The organism is Labrys sp. ALF-8, assembly GCF_059699065.1.
Map to the genome: position 1 here is coordinate 3,342,305 of NZ_AP048537.1, position 21,007 is coordinate 3,363,311.

The following is a 21,007-nucleotide window of genomic DNA, read 5'->3' on the forward strand; positions in this document are numbered from 1 at the left end:
TCGTGCATTATCGGCCAAGAACTGGAGAGGCCGGGCGTGGACATCGTCATTCTGGGATCCGAAGGATGTCTCGCTTCCGGCTTCATCGGCCTGGTGGATATCCTTTCGCTGGCCCGGAACGCCATCGAACGAGTCCGAGACGGCGTTCGACCCTTTCAAGTGCTGACCGCCAGCATCGATGGGCGGGCCGTGATCGACGGACATGGCCGTCACCTCGATGTCGACAGGGCTCTTAGCGAGATTTCCGCCTGTGCCGCCGTCATCGTGCCCGGTTTCGTGCCCGATGAGAGGATGCAGCCGCCCGCTATGTCCGGCTACCGCCCGGCCGCTGCCTGGATCCGCCGGCAGCACGCGCGGGGTGCGCTGGCATGCGGTTCATGCAGCGGCGTCTATCTGCTTGGCGAAGCCGGACTTCTCGACGGTCGCCGGTGCACCACCACCTGGTGGCTGCATGATGAGATGAAGCGCCGCTATCCGCATGCGGAAGCGGCCTGGGGCGCCGCCTTGATCGAAGATCGCCGCGTCGTCAGCGCCGGTGGCCCATTGTCGTGGATCGACCTTGCACTGCACGTCGTCCGCACGCTTTGCGGAGCGGATGCAGCCAGGACCGCGGCTGATTTCGCCGTTGTCGACACCACCCCTTCCAGCCAGGCCGTCTATGTGCCGATCGGCAACCTGGCTGCATCGGACCCGGCCGTGATCGATGCGGAAAGGATCGTCCGGCAGGCGGCCGGCGAAAGGCTCACGACCACGGACCTTGCCCGGCGCCTCGGCACGTCCGAACGGACGCTCCATCGTCGCCTGAGCGGAGCTACTGGGGAGTCTCCCAAGCAATTCATCGACAGGGTTCGGTTCGAGATGGCCAGGGCTGCGCTCGAAGGCGGCCCTGCCACCGTCAAGCAGGTCGCGGCTGCTGCGGGTTTTGACGATGAAGCGAGCTTTCGCAGGAGCTTCAAGCGGTTCTCGGGAATGACGCCTGGAGCCTACCGCGCCTGGGCGAAGTCGCGTCAGGGGTAGCGCGGAAGACCGGGCGACGTGGGCGCGGTCGGGGCCCATGGCGGCTTGCTCTTTCCGAGCATGCTTCAAGCCTCGCATCATTCAATCGCTCTTCGCCGCGAACGCTACGAAGAGCGCTCGCGGTGCCGATACCTTCAGTCGGAGGCTCGGAGCAGACCGCATGGAGCCGGGAGGGCCGGAGCGGAACGGCCGGATACCGGCGCACGGCACCTGTCTTGCGCGCGGGATGCCCTATCGGCGGATCAGCGTGCCGGCACCGTGGTTGGTGAGGAGTTCCAGCAGCACGGCATGGGGCACCTTGCCGTCCATGATCACCACCGCCTCGACGCCTCGTTCCAGCGCGTAGATGCACGTCTCCACCTTCGGGATCATGCCGCCGGTGATCGTGCCGTCGGCGATCAGGCGGCGGATGCCCTCGACGTCGATCTCCTCGATCAGCTTCTTGTCCTTGTCGAGGATGCCGGGCACGTCCGTGAGCAACAGCAGGCGGGTTGCGCCCAGGGCGCCCGCGATGGCGCCGGCGAAGGTGTCGGCATTGACGTTGAAGGTGCCGCCGTCCGCGGACGCGGCGACAGGCGCCAGAACGGGAATGATGTCCGACTTGATGATCTGGTCCAGAACCGTGGTGTCCACCACGTCCGGTTCTCCCACGAAGCCGAGATCGACCACCTTCTCGATGTCGGAATCCGGATCGTAGATGGTGCGCGTCGCCTTCCTGGCGATCAGCATGCGCCCATCCTTGCCGGAAAGACCGACAGCGCGGCCGCCCGCGGCATTGATGAAACCGACGAGCTGCTTGTTGATGGAACCGGCGAGGACCATCTCCACGACCTCGACGCTGGCGGCGTCGGTGATGCGGTGGCCGGCCGCGAACTCGGACTTGATGCCGAGGCGCTTGAGCATTTCGGAGATCTGGGGACCGCCGCCATGCACCACCACCGGGTTGAGGCCGGCCTGTTCGAGCAGCACGATGTCTCGCGCGAACTCGCGGGCCACATCCTCGCTGCCCATGGCGTGGCCGCCATATTTGACGACGATGGTGGCATCGTCATGCTGCTGCATGTAGGGCAGGGCCTCGGAGAGGATTTCTGCCTTTTCGTGGACGCTGAGATTTGGGCTCATGACTGGCGATTCCGAGGAAGGTTGGAAGGGCTTTTACAGCATGCTGCGGGCATGAGAAGAGGGAGATTGCCGGCCGGGGCGCAAGACGGCACATGGCGCTGCATTCCCGATGCCGCATCGCGGCGGAAGAATGCGCGCCCACAACGCCCGTGTCGCGCGCGACTGCGGCCCGTCACTCCGCCACCACCGGTGCGGCGCCCACCTTGGTGCGCAGCGGCCTCTCTTCCATCACGATCAGGCTGTAGAGCGTGATGAGCGTCCCCACCGCGGCAGCGCCGAAGACATAGCGGAAGACGGTGCCGATATTGCTGCCGCCGGCGGCGAGGGTGCTCGCCAGCGTGTCCATGGTTACGCTGGCGGCTTTTTCGGCCGGCAGGCTGCCCATCACGATCGCACCGAAGCCGGCGACGATGAGGGCACCCCCGAGCGAGCGGAAGAAGTTCATCGTGCCGGTCGCCGTGCCCATCTGGTGCTGCATCACGGCATTCTGTATCGCCACGGTAGTGACCGGCAGCACCGTGCCGATGCCGATGGCGGCAACCGCGAAGATCACTTCGATGGCGGCCAGCGGCAGGCTATCCGGCCAAGCCGCAACGGCTGCCAGGGCGATGACGGAAACCGTGAGGCCGATCATCGGCGTGCGCTTGTAGTGGGTGAGGCGTGCCATCAGCCGGCCCGAGAAGGTTGCTCCCATGACCGTGCCCACCATGAGCGGGATGAGGGCAAGGCCGGACTGGCTGGCGGTGAGGCCGTAGACGCCCTCCAGATAGATCGGGGTGTAGATGGTGAGGCCGATGAAAACGCCCATTCCGAAGCAGGCCGCGAGCGTACCCATCGCCACTACCTGGTTCTTCAGTACTTCCGGTGGAATCAGCGGCTCCGGCGCCGTCATCAGCCGCACGACGAAGGCGATCCAGAACACCGCCGAGCCGCCGATCAGGCCGAGGATGGTCGGCGACGTCCAGGCATAGCGGGGGCCGCCAAGGCTGAGGGCCAGCAGCAGGGCGACGGTGGCGATCGTCATCAGCGCGGCGCCGAGGAAGTCGAGCTTGTGCGGCCTCTCGTGCCGCGGCAACTTCTTCAGGAGTGAGTTCGTCATCCAGAAGGCAAGCAGGCCAAGCGGAAGGTTGATCCAGAAGATCGCCGACCAGTGCAGCTTCTCGGCCATGAAGCCGCCGAGCACGGGGCCGGCGATGCTTGAGGTCACGAAGACCCCGGCGATCATGCCCTGGTAGCGCGGGCGTTCCTTCGGCGAGACGATGTCGGCGATGATGGTCTGGGCGAGCGAGATCAGGCCGCCGCCGCCGAGGCCCTGAAGCGCACGGGCGAGAATCAGCACGAGCATGTTCGGGGCCAGTGCACAGAAGACGGAGCCGACGACGAAGACGGTAATCGCCACCAGCAGCGTACCTCGTCGCCCGGCGATATCGGACATCTTGCCATAGAGCGGCGTCACCGCGGTCGAGGTGAGCAGGTAGGTGGTGACCACCCAGGGCAGGTTTTCGAAATCGCCGAGGCTGCGCCCGATGGTGGGCATGGCGGTGGCCACGATGGTCTGGTCGAGCGCCGCGAGCAGCATTGCGACCATGATGCCGATGATGATCGAGCGCACCTCGCCGGGGCTCAGCGGGGCGCCGGCCGTCGCGGGTTCTGGGTGGGTCATGAGAAGAAGTCCGAGAAAGGCTTGAAAAAGGGCTTGAGGTATGGAGTCGAGTTAGCGCGGAATAATGATATTTGTTTGATCTGCTGCTCAAAGGCCGGCGCGCACCCGATTACTCGGATGCGCGCCATCTCGAAAGTCCCATCGATGCCGGGCACGTGAGCGGTGTCCGGCTGGAATTCAGGTTTACTCCGCCGCCTCGCGGGCGGGCGCCGGTACCGGCTTGAGATCGAGCGGCAAGCCCTTCTCCGCCTCGCCTATATAGTCGCGGGTGAGCGGTACGGCGTCGATCGATTTCGCGACCTGGATCTGGAACACCATATGGCCGCCCCAGCGGAAGGTCGCCTCCGAGGCTGCCAGATACATCTCCCACATGCGGCAGAAACGATCGTCGTAAAGCGCGCGGATCTGTTCGCGGTTGTGGTTGAAGCGGATACGCCAGTGCTTGAGCGTCTCCGCATAGTGGATGCGCAGGATCTCGATGTCGGTGACGATCAGCCCGGCGCGTTCGATGGCCGGCAACACCTCGGACAGGGCCGGCGAATAACCACCCGGGAAGATGTACTTCTGAATCCAGGGGTTGGTCGCGCCAGGGCCGTCGGAACGGCCGATCGCATGCACCAGGCCGACGCCGTCGTCATTCAAGAGTTCGGCGATCTTGCGGAAATAAGCATCGAAATGATTGAGGCCGACATGCTCGAACATGCCGACCGAGACGATGCGGTCGAACTTCTGTGTCACCTTGCGGTAGTCGATCAGGTCGAAGCGCACGCGATCGGCAATACCGGCGGCGGCCGCGCGGGCATTTGAAACCTTGTGCTGCTCCTCCGACAGCGTGATGCCGGTGACGTCGGCCTTGGTGACGTTGGAGATGTAGAGCCCCATGCCGCCCCAGCCCGAACCGATGTCGAGCACCTTGACGCCCGGCTTCAGCAGCAGCTTGGCCGCGATATGGCGCTTCTTGTAGGCCTGCGCCTCTTCAAGCGTGACATCGGTGGAGGGGAAATAGGCGCAGCTATACTGCCGGTCCTCGTCGAGGAAGAGGTCGAACAGTTCGTCCTTCAGGTCGTAGTGATGGGCGACATTGTTCTTCGAGCGCCCGGCGGGGTTATACTGCGCGAGCCGCCGGCCGACCTTGCGGGCGGTCGAACCGATGCTGCTCAGCGGCCCGATATTCGTCGACCAGCCTATATTCTGGATGAAGAGGGCGATCATGTCGTAGACATCGCCCTTCTCGATCACCAGCCGGCCGTCCATGAATGCTTCGCCCACCTCGAGTTCGGGATTGGTGAGAAGCTTCCAGGCAGTTGCCTTGTCCGTAATTCGAAGCGTGCTGACAAAACCCTGGCCGTCTCCGTAAGTATGAACACGCCCATCGGGATCAATAATCGTAAGCGCGCCTTTCTTGACCAGGCGCTTCAACATTGTATCGAGAATAAACATCTGCAGGACCCTGACGGATTGATGTCGCTGGAGCCTGATCTGCCGCCCGCCGCATATAGTTACGCCGGGCTGAGGACCTTTATATGGCTGGCAGATTCGACACGATCCGTTCCCAAATTGAACGCAATTTTGTGAGCGATGCAATCGTTTTTCTACGCGTGACGATTGATTCGAGCCGCCGGTCACGACCCCTGGTCCGCGAATACCTTGGAGCCTCCGGCTTTTGTGCGGCGCAGCGATTGTCGCCAATTTGGCAGAATGCGCATTTTGCCGTTGCACCGTGCCGAAGGATTCCTATGATGCGCGCGCAAAGAACAATTGTCTGAGGAATGCGACCCGTGGCCAGCTCTCCCCTTCGTCTCGCCCAGATCCGCCATGACGGCCAGCGCGCCGTCGTCGCCACCCGCGATCATGTCTCACGTCTGGTCAAGGGCGCCGGAAGCGTGCTGGAACTGGCGCAGGCCGCGATCGCGACCGGCCATTCGCTGGAATCCGAGATCGAAGCCCGGGGCCTTGGCGAGGGCGTGGATCTCGCCGCCCTCCTGAAGGCAGGGCAGGTGCTGGCGCCGATCGACCATCCCGATCCCGGCCACGTCATGGTGGCCGGCACGGGCCTGACCCACCTCGGCAGCGCCGAGGGCCGCGACAAGATGCACAAGGATCTAGCCGACCTCTCCAAGGCGACTGATTCCATGAAGATGTTCCGCATGGGTCTCGATGGCGGCCACCCCGAGCCCGGCAAGGAGGGAGTGCAGCCCGAGTGGTTCTACAAGGGGGATGGTTCCACCCTGGTGCCGCCGCAAGGTGCGCTTCCCTCGCCATCTTTCGCGCTCGACGCCGGCGAGGAGCCTGAACTTGCCGGAATCTATGTCAACGGCCCGGACGGAACGCCCTGGCGTATCGGCTTTGCGCTCGGCAACGAGTTCTCGGACCACGTCACCGAGCGGCAGAATTATCTCTACCTCGCTCATTCGAAGCTGCGAGTGTCTTCGATAGGGCCGGAATTGCTGGTCGGCGAGCCTCCCGCCGATATTCGCGGCACCTCCCGCATCCTGCGCGACGGCAAGGTGATCTGGGAGAAGCCCTTCCTCACGGGCGAAGCGAACATGTCGCACACCATCGCCAATCTCGAGGGACACCACTTCAAATATGGGCTGTTCCGCCAGCCGGGCGATGTGAACGTGCATTATTTCGGCACGGCGACGCTGAGCGTGTCGGATGGCGTGGTCACGCGTGACGGCGACGTCTTCGAGATCTCGGCCGCGCCTTTCGGCCTCCCCCTGGTCAATCCGATCGGACGCGCAGACGCGCCCTGGCCCGTGGTGAAGGTGCTGTGACGGGGAGCGCGGGCATCTCCCGGGACCGACGGAGGGAAGCCGGCGATCCCGGGAAACTCATTTGAAATATTGTTCCAGGATCCGCTGGTAGATCCGGGTCAGGCTTTCCAGGTCGATGATCGCGACGCGTTCGTCGGTCTGGTGCATGGTCTTGCCGACGAGACCGAATTCCACCACGGGGCAGACATTCTTGATGAAGCGTGCGTCCGAGGTGCCGCCGGAGGTTGAAAGCTGCGGCTTGCGGCCGGTCTCGGCCTCGATCGACCCCACCACCGCGTCGACGAAGGCACCCGGGGGAGTGAAGAAGGATTCGGACGAGGAACGCTCCAGTTCCAGCGCATAGACGATGTCGTTGCCGGCAGCGCCGTCGAGCTTGCCGCGTATCCAGCCTTCGAGCTTTTCGCGGTTCCAATGGTCGTTGAAGCGGACGTTGAAGGTGGCGCGCGCCTGCCCCGGAATGACGTTGAAGGCCTTGTTGCCGACATCGACCGAGATGACCTCGAGGTTGGAAGCATCGAAGTGTTCGCTGCCGTGATCGAGTTCCTCCGCTGTCAGTGCCGCCAGCAGGCGTACCATCTGCGGCACGGGGTTGCTTGCAAGGTGCGGGTAGGCCACGTGGCCCTGCTTGCCGTAGACGGTGATCGTCCCCGAGAGCGAGCCGCGGCGGCCGATCTTCACCATGTCCCCCAGCTTGGCCGGATTGGTCGGCTCGCCGAGCACGCAATGGCCGATGCGATCGCCCTTCGCCACCGTCCAGTCCAGCAGCTTGACCGTGCCGTTGATGGCGGGCCCTTCCTCGTCGCCCGTAATCAGGAAGGCGATGGGATCGTCCGGATGCTCGTCGAGGTGACGCAGGCTTGCCGAGACGGAGGCGGCGACGCCCCCCTTCATGTCGACTGCACCGCGCCCGTAGAGTTCGCCATTGACGATGTCACCCGAAAACGGTCCGTGGCTCCAGCGGGCCTCGTCGCCCGGCGGCACCACATCGGTATGGCCGGCGAACATGAGAGCCGGCCGGTGGGCCGGTCCGATGCGAGCGTAGAGGTTGGCCACGTCGGGCGTGTCCTCGTCGCTGAAGGGGACGAGGTGTGTTTCGAAGCCGTGGGCCTGCAGGATTTCGACCAGGAGATGCAGGGCACCGCCTTCCGCGGGTGTTACCGAAGGGCAGCGGATCAGGGCCTGGGTGAGCGCGACGGGATCGCGAGGATCGAAGGGGAGGGTACTCATCGGCTGTGGTTGCCATGACGAGAGCGACGAATCAAGGTGGATAGGCCGATACGGATATGCGGCGAATTCGGAGAAGAACCTTGGTCAAGGATCGCTTCTCATGGAATGTGGCGGCGGAAATTGGCCGTCCAGTCCTCTTTTGTCCACTGCCCCCTCGTCATCCGACGAGAGGGGCGATGTTCGAGGCTTTTGGCCATCCCCTCAATGATTGCCGTCGCGGAGAAGATCGTTGATGCTGGTCTTGGAGCGCGTCTGCGCGTCCACGGTCTTGACGATCACGGCGCAGTAGAGGGAGGGGCCAGGGCGGCCGTCGGGCAGCGGCTTGCCGGGCAGATTGCCCGAAACCACCACGGAATAGGGCGGGACGTAACCCTTGTAGATCTGGCCGGTCGCGCGGTCGATGATCGTGGTCGAGGCACCGATATAGACGCCCATCGAGATCACGGAGCCTTCGCCGATGACCACGCCCTCGACGACCTCTGAGCGGGCGCCGATGAAGCAATCGTCTTCGATGATGGTGGGATTGGCCTGCAGCGGCTCCAGAACGCCGCCGATGCCGACGCCGCCCGAAAGATGGACGTTCTTGCCGATCTGCGCGCAGGATCCGACGGTCGACCAGGTATCAACCATGGTGCCAGCGGAGACATAGGCACCGAGATTGACGAAGGACGGCATCAGCACCACACCGGGTGCGATATAGGCGGAGCGGCGCACGACGCAGTTCGGCACGGCACGGAAGCCGGCATGACGGAACTCGGCCGTGCTCCAGCCCTCGAACTTGGAGGGCACCTTGTCCCACCAGGTCGTGCCGCCCGGTCCGCCGGGAATGGCGGTCATGTCGTTCAGGCGGAAGGAGAGCAGAACCGCCTTCTTCAGCCACTGGTGGGTATGCCAGCTATCCTTGCCCGTGGCACCCGGCACCTTTTCAGCCACGCGCAGCTTGCCTTCGTCGAGCAGGCCGAGCGTGTGATTGACGGCGGCGCGCAATTCGCCCTTGGTCTCGAAATTGACCTGGGCGCGGTCTTCCCAGGCGGCATCGATGACGGTCTGCAGACGGGCGATTTCCATGTTCTCTCCTCACAGGCTTTCGCCGCAATTGCCGCGCCAAGGCGGCTTGTGTCAAGCATTGCTGCTGCTGAATCGAGACGGCGATGCTTGACGCCCCGCGGAGCGTTCAGTATCAGACCGAAATCATCCTGATTTCACCTTTGCCGCCGGCAGGGCCTGCAGGATCCCGATCGTAAGCGTTCACGTCAGTCAACGCGCCACCTGGGCCGTCTTTTTGGGCAGCCCTCGCTCGCATGGCGCAATCATGACTGAACAGAACCGACCCTGCACCACCCTTTCCATTCCCGGCCCGCTCGCGCGGCTCGCGCCTCTCGTGGCAATCGTCTTTCTTGGCTTTCTCACCATCGGCATGGCGCTGCCCGTGATCCCCGTCGAGGTACGGGACATCATGGGCTTCAGCACCGTCACGGCCGGCTGTGCCGTGGGTATCCAGTCGCTGGCAACGGTATTGACGCGGCAATTCGCCGGCCGTGTCTGCGATGCATCGGGGCCGGCAACCGCTGTCCGGGCGGGCCTGCCGCTCGCCGCTACGACCGGCTTGTTCTATCTCGCGGCCTCGGCTGCTTCCGATCCGGTCGTCGCGCTCGCTCTCATCGTGGCCGGCCGCCTGCTGCTTGGCGTCGCCGAGAGCCTCTTCCTTACCGGCACCATGACCTGGGGCATCGCCCGGCTCGGACCCGCCCTGACCGGCAAGGTCATGGCCTGGCAGGGCATCGCCATGTACGCCGCCGTCGGCCTCGGGGCGCCGCTCGGCCTGTTCCTTGCGGCGCACTGGCACTTCGACGGCGTGGCCGTCGCCGGTATCGCGCTGCCGCTTGCCGCGCTGGCGATCGCCCTGTGCCTGGAGCGTCCCGCCCCCGCGGGTGGTGCCCGGCGCGAGCCGTTCCACCGTGTCATCGGACTGATCTGGCGCCATGGCCTCGCCCTGTCATTGGCCACGGCGCCCTTCGCTGCACTGACGGCCTTCGTCGCCCTCTATTACGCATCGCGGGGTTGGCAAGGCGCGGGCTATCCCGTGATGGGCTTCGGCGCGGGCTATATCCTGGTTCGCCTGTTCCTGGCGCATCTGCCGGACAGGATCGGCGGCGCACGCGTGGCGGCGGTTTCCCTGTCCATCGAGGCCGTCGGCCAGTTCATGCTCTTCGGTGCCCAGAGCAGCACGACGGCGCTTGCGGGAGCGGTGCTGACCGGTATCGGTTTCTCGCTGGTCTTTCCGGCCATGGGGGTGGAAGCGGTGCGCCGGGTGGCGCCCCACAGCAGGGGACTCGCGATCGGCGGCTTCATCGCCTTCTTCGACATCGCTCTGGGCCTGGCGGGTCCCGCGGCGGGGATCCTGGCGGACGGCTTCGGCTATCGCTCGATCTATCTCGCCGGTGCGGCAAGCTGCCTGCTGGCGCTCGCCGTGGTCGGCATCGCCGCCGCGCATGCGCCACAAAAGGCTTGACGGCGCGATGCATCGTTGATGGTCTGCGCGCCTGTTTCGATACCAGCGAGGTTTCCCATGCAAAAGCCCATTGCGACCCATGATGCCCGTCTCGACAAGTTTGCCGAGACGGCCGTGAAAGTCGGGCTGGGCCTGGCGCATGGCCAGGAACTGGTGATGACGGCGCCGATCGACGCCCTCCCCCTGGTGCGCCGTATCACCGAGCATGCCTACAGGGCAGGCGCGAGCCTGGTCACCACCTTGTTCTCGGACGAGGAGTCGACGCTGGCCCGCTATCGCTTTGCGCCGGACGACGCCTTCGATACCGCCACGGGCTGGCTGTTCGACGGGATGGCCGCGGCCTATGCCAAGGGGGCCGCCCGGCTCGCCATCGCGGGCGAGGACCCGGCCCTGCTGGCCGGGCAGGATCCGGCCAAGGTCGCCCGCGCCAACCGTGCGCGCTCGGCCGCCTACAAGCCGGCCCAGAAACTCATCGTCGGGTTCGACATCAACTGGAACATCGTCTCCTACGCGTCGCCCGCCTGGGCTCGCACCGTGTTTCCGAACGACACCGAGGAAGTGGCCGTGGGAAAATTGTGGGACGCCATCTTCGCGGCGTCGCGCATCGACACGGACGATCCCATCGTCGCGTGGGCCAAGCACAACGACAATCTCCATGCCCGTGCGGCCTATCTCAACAACAAGCGCTACGCGGCCCTGCATTTCACGGGGCCGGGCACCGATCTCACGGTTGGCCTGGCTGATGACCATGAATGGCATGGCGGCTCGTCCAAGGCCAAGAACGGCATCACCTGCAATCCCAACATTCCCACGGAAGAAGTTTTCACCACGCCGCATCGCGACCGTGTCAGCGGCTACGTGTCCTCCACCAAGCCGCTCTCCTACCAGGGCACCTTGATCGACAGGATTTCCGTGCGCTTCGAGGGCGGCAGCATCGTGGAGGCGGATGCCGCGAGCGGCAAGGACGTCCTGTCGAAGGTGCTGGAGACCGATGCCGGCTCGCGCCATCTGGGGGAGGTGGCGCTGGTGCCCTTCTCCTCGCCGATCTCGAAGAGCGGCCTGCTCTTCTACAACACGCTGTTCGACGAGAACGCCGCGAGCCACATCGCGCTTGGCCAGTCCTACAGCCAGTGCTTCATCAATGGCGGCTCGCTCAGCCCCGATGAACTGGCCGTACGCGGCGCCAACAACAGCCTCATCCACATCGACTGGATGATCGGCTCGGGCGAGATCGACGTCGACGGCATCACCGCGGCAGGCAAGGCCGAGCCGCTGATGCGCAAGGGCGAATGGGTGTAGGCGAGAGGCGCGGGTGTCTCACCCGCGCCGATCAGGCAGTGCATGAGCCGGCGGCATCGCCGCCGCCGGCGCCTCACCACCGGTAGCGCAGCCCGGCAGTGCCTTTGACGGCGTAGTTGTCGCCCGATCCCGATGAGATCGCCGCGGCATAGGAGGCTTCGGCATAGGCGCTCCACTGGTCGTTCCAGGCGTAGTTGCCGCCCAGGCCGATTTCACCCCACAGGCGCTTGTTCTTCTGCGTGATCGAGGCACCCGCCACCTCGACCGAGGTTCCGCCGAGGAATTCCGAGGTCAGGTTGACGATGCCATAGGCCTGCAGGCGTCGGGTCTGGCCGCGTTCATCCTGCCAGGACGACAGGTTCTCCACCCGCAGCCCGGCCCGGCCCCTCAGGCTGTCGCCCTTGCCGAGGCTTACCGGCGAACCGTTGATGTCGGTGAAGTCGTCGAAATCAACATGTGTCCAGGCCAACTGGACCTGCGGCACGACCGCCCAACCCGAACCCAGATCGAAGCGCTTGCCGACTTCGAGGCTCAACGCCGACGACCAACCCTGGTTGTGGCCGCCCGGCTTGTTGGACAGGCTGCTGTCATACCAGGTGAGTTGGCCGATGGCATCGGCGTAGAAGCCGTCATTGCCGAGCCAGGTGGCGTTCACGCCCGCGCCGTAGCCCGTGGTCGTGATCTTGCCCCTGGCGCGCAGGGCGCCCGTCACCGGATCGCGCGTGGTGTCGATCCGCGCCGAGGAGGTGCCCAGCGTGGCATAGCCGCCCACGGTCAGGTCGCCCGAGGCGCTCTCGAAGGCCACGCCCTCATAGCCCGCCTGCATGAAGCCGATCGATTGGGTATAGGAGGATCCGGATCGGGGATCGTAGGAGGAATACTGCCCCCCGATGCGGCCCCAGGCACCCTGGCCGTAGATCACGGCGCCGCCCGGCGCATAGGCCATGGCCTGGCTGGCCCGCAGATCGGCTGCCACCCGCGCTCCGCCGCCCGGCCAGATGCGGTTGCCCGTGCGCTGCTGCAAGGTGCCGAGGGTCGCCTGCGCATAGTTGCCGAGCACGTCCGCATAGGGGAGCGCCGTCTGGGAGGAGGGGTTCAGCTTGCCGGTCGAGCGTAGATACCAGTTCTGGTCGTCCTCGCTCGGGCTGAGGCTCGAATAGTAGAGGCCATAGTCGTAGGCGTTGACGGCAACCGCGTGGGAGAGCGAGAAGGCGGTGGATTCGGTTGTGGCGCCGTCGAGGGTGCTGACGATCATGATCCCGTTGCCGGTGGTCAAAGCGCCCGCACCGCCCACATTCTCTATGTCGAGCTTGGTCGTTCCGGTCGCCGTGCCGCCCTGGATCACCAGCATGTCGGAGGGTGAGCCGTCCGTGCCCAGGGTGGTGTCGAGCGTAATCGTGCCGCCCGTGCCGACATAATTGCCCTGGATCACCGTCTGGTCGCCGACGACGCCGTTCTGCATGGCGATCTCGCCGCCATTGGTGAATGTGCCTACATTGTTGAAGCGGGTGATTGCCGGCGCGGCCGCACCAGCGGCGCCTGCCACGATCCTCGCACCGGACTGGTTGTCGACGCCATTGTCGCCCGCGCCAAACTCATTGGTGCCGCCCGCTGTATTCCAGATCGCGCCGCCCTTGTTCGTGAAGACATCGTCGCCATCCGCAAGCGCGACGGTACCCGTGACCAAGGCGGCATTGTTGATCGCGACGGAGACGTCGCCCTGCGATCCGATCGCGACGGCGTTCGACGCAGCCGACAGGTTCCGGATCGTGCCGGCGTTGTCGATCGTCGCCGCACGGTCGCTTCCCGACGTCGTGACGGAGATACCTGCTGCGGCACCTTGAGCCAGGCCGTTGGCCGTCAGCGTGACCCGCGCGTCCCCGCTGCCGTTCAGCGCGGTCGAAATGCCGTTGCCGCTCGTGCCCTCCACTGCGCCGTCGGCGGTGATCGAAGTGAAGCCGGAGCCCAGATTGGTCGCTGCGATGCCGTCCTGTCCGCCGGTCACTGCCTTCGTCTGGATGGTTAGATCCTTGGAAAGGGAGCCGTTCAGAGCGTCGATGCCGGTGCTGCCGGCCGCTGTCACGGTGCCGGTCGTGGTGATGCTGGTCTGGCCCGCCCCCTGATTGATGGCGGCAATACCTCTGTCGGCCGCCACGATGTCGACCGCATTGATAATTAGGTCGGTCGCAATGGGGCCGCCAAAGGTGCCATTGGCGGCGTAGATGCCGATCCCGCCAGTGCTCGTGAGCGTGCCGGTGACTGCGATATCAGTGAAGCCCGAACCGTAGTTGGTGGCGAAGATGCCGGCCACGCCGCCCGACACTGTTCCCGCCTTGATCGTCAGGTTGGTTGCGTTGCCGCTGTTGTCGGCATAGATCGCGTTGCCGTTCGTGCTTGTGACGGTTTGCACCGTCAGGCTCGTCGCACCTGCTCCCTGGTTGCCGAGCATGATGCCTCCGTCCCTACCTGTCACGGTGGCTGCCTCGACGGTCAAGCCCGCCGCTGGTGACGAGTTGAGGGCGTACAGGCCGGTTCCGCTGGTTGCCTCGATCGTGCCGGTCGTGGTGATATGGGTCGCCGCGCCAATTCCGCTGTTGAGCGTGTAGATGCCATAGGTCGCGCCTGTGACGTCAACCGCGTTGATCGTCAGATCACCGGCCAAGCGTCCGGCGTGGTAGACGAATATTCCGATGCCCGTTCTGCCGGTCACCTTGCCGGTCGTGGTGATCGACAGCGGCCCCACGGCCGTGTTGCTAGCCAGGTTATCCGGATTCTGGACATTGATGCCGTCAATGTCGCCGGTAATCGAGGACGCGTTCTGATCGTCGAACGTGATCGGGCCTGCGCCCCAGCCATTGATAGAGATGCCAATTGTGCCCGGAGCGCTGTCAAGGCTGAAGCCGGATGTCGTCGTGATCGTGGTCGGCTGGTCAACTAATATGGTCTGGGTCGTGGTCGTGGTGCCAGAACAGACGACCGTTCCAGATGCCGGTGTGCAGGCGGCCTTGGCAGGTATTGCTGCCGACGCCACTAAAAGTGGTACGGCAAGGTATGTAAATGACTGCCGTGACCGGTGTCGAGAATTAGAAATAACTTTGTTTCCGAAATAGGTATTCAGTGGTATAGAAGTAATATATGAATATTTTTTCACGGTGTGCCTGCGAATGTCGGAACTAAGGCACTCGTATCATATTATGACGTTACGGAATATGATATTTGAGCAACACAACCGTTAATTGTATATTTTTGAGGCACTTTGCCTTCTGGCTGAAGCAACATGCATCCCGCTGCTGGGGTGCCAGTAAATCGGATGATGTCAAATATTCCAGCGCGAGCACGACAGCGTTGGCTGGCCTGAGAGTGGGCCAGACGCGTCTCCAAAGTCGAGATGTGCGAGCCTAGGGAGGCAGCCTTGTCGAGACCTGCCTCTTTCCATGCTGAGGGCCTTGCCGGCGCCTTCGTGGAATCTGCGAACTTGGCTACTTCGTCCCGTAGATCCGGTCGCCCGCGTCGCCGAGGCCGGGGACGATGTAGCCGTGATCGTTGAGATGGCTGTCGATGGAGGCCGTCCAGATCTTCACGTCGGGATGGGCGTCGCGCAGGCGCTTGATGCCTTCAGGGGCGGCAAGCAGGCAGACGAAACGGATGTCCTTTACCCCTCGCGCCTTGAGGCGCTCGATGGCGGCGACGGCGGAGTTGGCCGTGGCGAGCATCGGGTCGAGCACGATCACCAGGCGCTCGGCGACATCGGGTGGTGCCTTGAAATAATATTCCACCGCCTGCAGTGTTTCCGGATCGCGATAGAGCCCGATATGGGCGACGCGGGCGGAGGGCACGAGATCGAGCATGCCTTCGAGAAAACCCTCACCTGCGCGCAGGATCGGCGCGAACACCAGCTTCTTGCCGGTGATGCGCGGCGCCATCATCGTGGTCAGTGGCGTTTCGATCTCGACCATTTCGAGCGGGAGATCACGGGTGACCTCGTAGCAGAGCAGGCGGCCGACCTCGTTGAGCAACTGGCGGAAGCCCTTGGTCGAGCGGTTCTTGTCCCGCATCAGGGTGAGCTTGTGCTGCACCAGCGGATGATCGACGACTGTCACGCCTTCCATCGGGGTCTCCCATAATCGGCCGTTTCCCTTACCTAGCCGATTTCGCGCGCGGGGTAAGGCGTGGCGAAAAGCCTTCCACGTCTTTCATCATCCGTGCGTGACATTTTGTGACATGCATGTCAAAGATGTGGCGCGAAACTTGCATTGGGCGGCAGCCCGCGGGCCGTTGCCCGCGCCACGCGGCTCCGTGCAGGACGAGTTACCAACCTGGCAATCTGAACGGGCCCCCCGAGTATGGCGTTGTCGCAAAGGCTTGAGTTCCGCCAGACGCAGTCGCTGGTCATGACGCCGCAGCTCATGCAGGCGATCAAGCTGCTGCAACTGTCCAATCTCGATCTCAGCGCCTATGTCGAAGCCGAACTCGAGCGCAATCCCGTGCTCGACCGTGCCGATGGGGAGCTGTCGCGCGAGCCGGAAACGCTTGCGCCCGCCTCCGGTGCCGATCCCGCCGATGGCGACTGGCTGCGCGACGACATGGCGCCTTCGCGCGAGGCCCTGGAGGAGGGCCTGGGTACCGATCTCGACAACGTCTTCCCCGACGAACGCCCGCCGGAGCGCCAGGAGGCGCCGCAGGCCATCGAGCAGGCCGCAGGCAGCGATCCCTATGTTTCCTCCTGGTCCAATGTCGGCGCAGGTGGCCATGGCGGCGAGGAGGACATCAATTTCGAGGGGCTGGCAGCGGCGGAGATTTCTCTCGCCGACCACCTGGAAGAGCAACTCGCCCTCGCGCTCGAAGATCCGAGGCGCCGGCTGATCGGCCACTTCATCATCGATCAGATCGACGAGACGGGCTATTTCACCGGCAGCCTCGATGAGATCGCGGAACGGCTGTCCGCACCGATCGAAGAGGTCGAGGCGGTGCTCCTCGTCGTGCAGAGCTTCGAACCGTCCGGCGTCGGAGCCCGGTCCCTCAAGGAATGCCTGGCGATCCAGCTCGCCGAGCGCAACCGGCTCGATCCTGCCATGGCAGTCCTGCTCGACAATCTGGAACTGGTGGCCAGGCGCAACGTGGCGGCCCTGCGACGCTTGTGCGGGGTCGACGAGGAGGACGTCGCCGAGATGATCGCGGAGGTGCGCGGCCTCACGCCCAAGCCGGGACTCGCCTTCGGATCCATGCCGATCCAGCCGGTCGTGCCCGACGTGCTGCTGCGTGCCGCGCCGGACGGCACCTGGCTCGTCGAGCTCAATGCCGATACGTTGCCGCGCGTCCTGGTCAACCAGACCTATTACGCGAAAGTGGCGCGCACCGCGCGCAGCGAGGCGGACAAGGTCTTTCTTGCCGAGGCCCTGCAGACCGCCAATTGGCTAACTCGGAGCCTCGAGCAGCGCGCCCGCACCATCCTCAAGGTAGCCACCGAGATCGTGCGCCAGCAGGATGCCTTCTTCGCGCTCGGCATCCAGTATCTGAGGCCGCTTAACCTCAAGACGGTGGCCGACGCGATCGGCATGCATGAGTCGACGGTGTCGCGCGTCACCGCGAACAAGTTCATCGCCTCGGCGCGCGGCCTGTTCGAGCTGAAATATTTCTTCACCGCCTCCATATCCAATGCCGAGGGCGGTGAGGCCCATTCGGCCGAGGCGGTGCGCCACCGGATCCGGCAGATGATCGATGGGGAGGCGCCGGACGCCATCCTTTCCGACGATACCATCGTCAGCCTCTTGCGCGAGGCGGGCATCGACATCGCAAGGCGCACCGTGGCCAAGTACCGCGAGTCGATGCGTATCGCATCCTCCGTCGAGAGGCGGCGCGAGAAGGCGCAGCGGTGATGCGGGTTGCGAGGGGATGACGATGGCCGGAATCGCGGACGTCGGAGCAGGACTTGCCGGGCATGCCCCGGCGATTTCCCAAGCTCGCACGGGCTGTGGCGCCGCTTTGCGGGGCGGCAAGGCCAATCGGCGCGAGCACTCGCCCTTCGTGCGTCGTGGCCGACGCGAACTGGGGGAATAGGTGTCCCTGCCGATCCTTCCCGTCGACGGCCGCCAATCGGCCGCCGCCCTTACCATCCAGCGTGGCGCAGGCCGGCTCCTGCGCCATTACGGTCTGGCGCCGGTGCCGGAGGTGACGCTCCCCAATGGCCGGCGCGCCGACCTCGCGGCCGTCGGCCGCAAGGGCGAGATCTGGATCGTGGAGATAAAGTCCTCGGTGCTCGATTTTCAGGTCGACCGCAAATGGCCCGATTATCTCGACTTCTGCGACCGACTCTACTTCGCCGTCGGCCCGGATTTTCCGATCACCCTGCTGCCGGAGGAAGCCGGTGTCATGGTGGCTGATGCCTATGGCGGCACGCTCCTGCGCGACGCGCCGGAGCAGAAGCTGGCCGCGCCCGCGCGCAAGGCGCTGACGCTTCATCTTGCCCGCCTCGCCGCCTCGCGCCTGCACCAGGCCATGGATCCGGAAGGAGCCTTCGGCTTCGAATGGTAGCGTTTTTCCTGCCAGCGAACTGCCGGTGCAGAACGCGTGCGGGCGTGGCAAGGCGTAGAAGGGTGATATTTGCGGCCTCCTGCTTGCCCAGGGGCTGCGGGTCATGGTCTATGAAAGAGAGGGCATCGAGCAACCGTTGTGCTCCATATGGGAGAGAGGCCGGGCCCCGAGGAGGAATATGCCAATGGATATGAGCGGTTCGCAGCGCATCGAGGCTTCCCGTGAGAAGGTCTGGGAAGGCCTGAACAATCCTGAAGTCCTGAAGCAGTGCATTCCGGGCTGCGAGTCGATCGAAATGACTTCGCCCACCGAGATGGTGGCCAAGGCTGTGCTGAAGATCGGGCCGGTCAAAGCCACTTTCAACGGCAAGGTCACCTTGTCGGATCTCGATCCGCCCAACGGCTATACGATCACCGGCGAGGGGCAGGGCGGTGTCGCCGGCTTTGCCAAAGGTGGCGCCAAGGTCCGGCTCGAGGCTGACGGCGACGAGGCAACCATCCTCCACTACGACGCCAAGGCCGATGTCGGCGGCAAGATCGCCCAGCTCGGTGCCCGTCTGATCGATGGCACGGCCAAGAAGCTGGCGGGAGATTTCTTCGAGAAGTTCGGCCAGGCGGTCGCACCCAAGGCCGAAGGGGAAGAAGCTCCCGCGGAACCCGAGAAGAAGGGCTGGTTCGGACGAAAGAAGTAGCTGGGAGCGCGAGCTTTCGCCTCCGCGAGCCCGGCGTCGCAGGCCGTCATTCCCCGTTTGGTGCGCCTCAGACCACGGCGGCAGATGCGCCGGACGGAGTGTCCGAGCTTCCGGCGATCTTCCGGAACGTGAAATAAGCCCCGCGACGGCCTTCACGCAGGGCCTTCGCCTCGTAGCGCGTCGAGCGCCAGCCCTCCCACGGGGTCAGCCAGTCGGCCTGGCATTCGGCCGTCCAGACGAAGTCCGCGGAACGGGCCACGCGGGCGAGGGCATAGGCGGCGTAGTCGTCGATGTCGGTCGCAAAGCGCAATTCACCGCCCGGCCTCAGGATGCGGGCGAGGCGCGCCAGCATGTCCTCGCCCAGGAAGCGGCGCTTGCGATGGCGGCGCTTTGGCCATGGGTCGGGATAGAGCAGGTAGATGCGGGCGATGGAGCCCGCCGGCAGCCAGTCGACCACCGCCTTTGCGTCGTCGTCCCACAGGCGGACATTGTGGAGGCTGTTCTGCTCGATCTGGGCCAGCATCTTGGCCGTGCCGTTGATATAGGCCTCGCAGCCGATGAAGCCGACATCCGGATTCTCGCCGGCGCGCTGCGTGAGATGCTCCCCGCCGCCGAACCCGATCTCCAGCCAGACCTCATGCACGGTGGCGGGAAACAGCGGGCGAAGATCGCCCGGGGCGGACGCTTCGAGATCGAGCCGCAGGTCGGGCAGGGCGCCGACCATCAGGCCGGCATGGCCCTTGCGCAGCGTCTTGCCTTTCCGGCGGCCGAAAAACGCCCCGTGGCCGCGCTGGTTATCGCCGTTCTCGATCGTCACCCGATGTCCCCATGAAAAAGCCTTCCCCGCTCCTGCGAGGAAGGCTTCATAATGCAGTTGGCTGGGAAGATTAAGCCCGAACCGCCTTCTTCAGCGCATCGGCGAGATCCGTCTTCTCCCAGGAGAAGCCGCCGTCCCGAGCCGGCTTGCGGCCGAAATGGCCGTAGGCGGAGGTACGGGCATAGATCGGCTTGCTGAGGCCGAGGTGTTCGCGAATGCCGCGAGGGGTGAGGCTGACAACGTCGCGCAGGGCCTTCTCAACCTTTTCTTCCGTCACCGTGCCCGTGCCGTGCAGATCGACATAGATGGCGAGCGGCTCGGACACGCCGATGGCATAGGCGAGCTGGATGGTGCAGCGGTCCGCGAGCTTGGCCGCAACCACGTTCTTGGCCAGGTAGCGTGCGGCGTAGGCCGCGGAACGGTCGACCTTGGTCGGATCCTTGCCGGAGAAGGCACCGCCGCCATGCGGGGCAGCGCCACCATAGGTGTCGACGATGATCTTGCGGCCGGTCAGGCCCGTGTCGCCATCGGGGCCGCCGATGACGAACTTGCCGGTCGGATTGACGTGCCACACCGTCTCGTTGCTCACCCAGCCTTCCGGCAGGGTCTTGAGGATGTGCGGCTCGACGAGCTTCTTGATGTCGCTGGAGGTCAGGCTCTCGTCGAAGTGCTGGGTGGACAGCACGATCTGGGTGACCCCGACCGGCTTGCCGTTCTCGTACTTCACGGTGACCTGGCTCTTGGCATCGGGGCCGAGCATGGCGAGTTCGCCGGACTTGCGGGCCTTGGTGATGTCCTCGAGGATCTTGTGGGCGTAGTAGATCGGCGCCGGCATCAGTTCCGGCGTTTCGCGGCAGGCATAGCCGAACATGATGCCCTGGTCGCCCGCGCCCTCGTCCTTGTTGCCCGCAATGTCGACACCCTGGGCAATGTCGGGAGACTGCCCGTGCAGGAGCACGTCGATCTTGGCCTTCTTCCAGTGGAAGCCGTCCTGCTCGTAGCCGATCGCCTTGATGGCACGACGGGCCGCAGCCTTGACCTTGCCCTTGGTGACGCTATCGGGACCGCGATATTCGCCCGCGATCACGACGCGGTTGGTGGTCGCCAGTGTCTCGCAGGCCACGCGAATCTGGGAGGGGTCCATGCCCGATTTGGCGGCCTCGCGATAGAACAGATCGACGATCTCGTCGGAGATGCGGTCGCAAACCTTGTCGGGATGGCCCTCGGCGACGGATTCGCTGGTGAACAGATAGTCGGAACGAGACACGAGAATTTTCTCCACGCCAGAACGGAACCTTACATGGCTTCGTTTTGGCGAGGGCGAACGCTGCCGTCAAGCGGCAAATCGTAC

Annotated in this window: 17 protein-coding genes; 8 read left to right on the plus strand and 9 right to left on the minus strand. The window is 64.6% G+C overall.

The genetic code is table 11. From position 1 onward, the window contains the following. The first annotated feature begins 36 nt into the window (after window positions 1-36). Window positions 37-1,017 carry a GlxA family transcriptional regulator gene (locus AC6H34_RS15415; protein ID WP_497539332.1) on the plus strand — a complete coding sequence of 327 codons (981 nt, stop codon included), beginning with the start codon at window positions 37-39 and terminating at the stop codon, window positions 1,015-1,017. A 231-nt stretch (window positions 1,018-1,248) separates the two neighbouring features. Here AC6H34_RS15415 and argB read toward each other — a convergent pair whose 3' ends face one another. The 3 genes from argB to AC6H34_RS15430 form a co-directional block, all read right to left on the minus strand. After that, window positions 1,249-2,139, minus strand: a complete 891-nt coding sequence (gene argB, locus AC6H34_RS15420; RefSeq protein WP_448149115.1) for an acetylglutamate kinase — start codon at window positions 2,137-2,139, stop codon at window positions 1,249-1,251. A gap of 172 nt (window positions 2,140-2,311) precedes the next feature. After that, window positions 2,312-3,802 (minus strand): MDR family MFS transporter, encoded by a 1,491-nt coding sequence (locus tag AC6H34_RS15425; protein ID WP_497539333.1) that lies wholly within the window; start codon window positions 3,800-3,802, stop codon window positions 2,312-2,314. 183 nt (window positions 3,803-3,985) lie between these two features. Then, a complete protein-coding gene (locus AC6H34_RS15430) occupies window positions 3,986-5,242 on the minus strand; it encodes a cyclopropane fatty acid synthase (RefSeq protein ID WP_448149113.1) in 1,257 nt (418 codons plus the stop codon). Between the two features lie 338 nt (window positions 5,243-5,580). On the opposite strand from AC6H34_RS15430, the gene araD1 reads away from it, so the two are divergent. Further along, on the plus strand, window positions 5,581-6,579 hold the full coding sequence (araD1, locus tag AC6H34_RS15435) for an AraD1 family protein (RefSeq protein ID WP_497539334.1): 999 nt from the start codon (window positions 5,581-5,583) through the stop codon (window positions 6,577-6,579). Between the two features lie 57 nt (window positions 6,580-6,636). Here the strand turns inward: araD1 and dapE are convergent, their stop codons facing one another. Together dapE and dapD are read right to left on the minus strand one after the other, a co-directional pair. Further along, window positions 6,637-7,806 (minus strand): succinyl-diaminopimelate desuccinylase, encoded by a 1,170-nt coding sequence (dapE, locus tag AC6H34_RS15440; RefSeq protein ID WP_497539335.1) that lies wholly within the window; start codon window positions 7,804-7,806, stop codon window positions 6,637-6,639. Window positions 7,807-8,007: 201 nt separating this feature from the next. After that, window positions 8,008-8,874, minus strand: a complete 867-nt coding sequence (gene dapD, locus AC6H34_RS15445; RefSeq protein ID WP_497539336.1) for a 2,3,4,5-tetrahydropyridine-2,6-dicarboxylate N-succinyltransferase — start codon at window positions 8,872-8,874, stop codon at window positions 8,008-8,010. A gap of 244 nt (window positions 8,875-9,118) precedes the next feature. Here dapD and AC6H34_RS15450 point away from each other — a divergent pair, with 244 nt between their 5' ends. Together AC6H34_RS15450 and AC6H34_RS15455 are read left to right on the plus strand one after the other, a co-directional pair. Then, complete coding sequence (locus AC6H34_RS15450) at window positions 9,119-10,318, plus strand: MFS transporter (RefSeq protein WP_497539337.1); 1,200 nt, start codon at window positions 9,119-9,121, stop codon at window positions 10,316-10,318. 57 nt (window positions 10,319-10,375) lie between these two features. Continuing rightward, on the plus strand, window positions 10,376-11,617 hold the full coding sequence (locus AC6H34_RS15455; RefSeq protein WP_497539338.1) for an aminopeptidase: 1,242 nt from the start codon (window positions 10,376-10,378) through the stop codon (window positions 11,615-11,617). A 73-nt stretch (window positions 11,618-11,690) separates the two neighbouring features. Here AC6H34_RS15455 and AC6H34_RS15460 read toward each other — a convergent pair whose 3' ends face one another. Together AC6H34_RS15460 and upp are read right to left on the minus strand one after the other, a co-directional pair. Continuing rightward, window positions 11,691-14,648, minus strand: coding sequence for an autotransporter family protein (locus AC6H34_RS15460; RefSeq protein ID WP_497539339.1), 2,958 nt, complete (start codon window positions 14,646-14,648; stop codon window positions 11,691-11,693). A 448-nt stretch (window positions 14,649-15,096) separates the two neighbouring features. After that, entirely contained in the window at window positions 15,097-15,726 is a 630-nt protein-coding gene (gene upp / locus AC6H34_RS15465; protein WP_448149106.1) for a uracil phosphoribosyltransferase, read from the minus strand. Between the two features lie 234 nt (window positions 15,727-15,960). Here upp and rpoN point away from each other — a divergent pair, with 234 nt between their 5' ends. From rpoN to AC6H34_RS15485, 4 genes are all read left to right on the plus strand, one after another. Beyond that, window positions 15,961-17,493: an RNA polymerase factor sigma-54 gene (rpoN, locus tag AC6H34_RS15470; protein ID WP_448149105.1), complete on the plus strand. Its 1,533-nt coding sequence runs from the start codon at window positions 15,961-15,963 to the stop codon at window positions 17,491-17,493. Window positions 17,494-17,515: 22 nt separating this feature from the next. Further along, entirely contained in the window at window positions 17,516-17,674 is a 159-nt protein-coding gene (locus tag AC6H34_RS15475) for a hypothetical protein (protein ID WP_497539340.1), read from the plus strand. Further along, the gene (locus AC6H34_RS15480; protein ID WP_448149104.1) at window positions 17,675-18,148 is read left to right on the plus strand and encodes an MmcB family DNA repair protein; all 474 of its coding nucleotides are present in this window, start codon (window positions 17,675-17,677) and stop codon (window positions 18,146-18,148) included. 184 nt (window positions 18,149-18,332) lie between these two features. After that, entirely contained in the window at window positions 18,333-18,839 is a 507-nt protein-coding gene (locus tag AC6H34_RS15485; RefSeq protein ID WP_497539341.1) for an SRPBCC family protein, read from the plus strand. Between the two features lie 67 nt (window positions 18,840-18,906). Here the strand turns inward: AC6H34_RS15485 and trmB are convergent, their stop codons facing one another. Both trmB and metK read right to left on the minus strand, forming a co-directional pair. Then, entirely contained in the window at window positions 18,907-19,650 is a 744-nt protein-coding gene (gene trmB, locus AC6H34_RS15490; RefSeq protein ID WP_497539898.1) for a tRNA (guanosine(46)-N7)-methyltransferase TrmB, read from the minus strand. Between the two features lie 76 nt (window positions 19,651-19,726). After that, the gene (gene metK, locus AC6H34_RS15495; protein WP_497539342.1) at window positions 19,727-20,923 is read right to left on the minus strand and encodes a methionine adenosyltransferase; all 1,197 of its coding nucleotides are present in this window, start codon (window positions 20,921-20,923) and stop codon (window positions 19,727-19,729) included. Window positions 20,924-21,007: the final 84 nt, after the last annotated feature.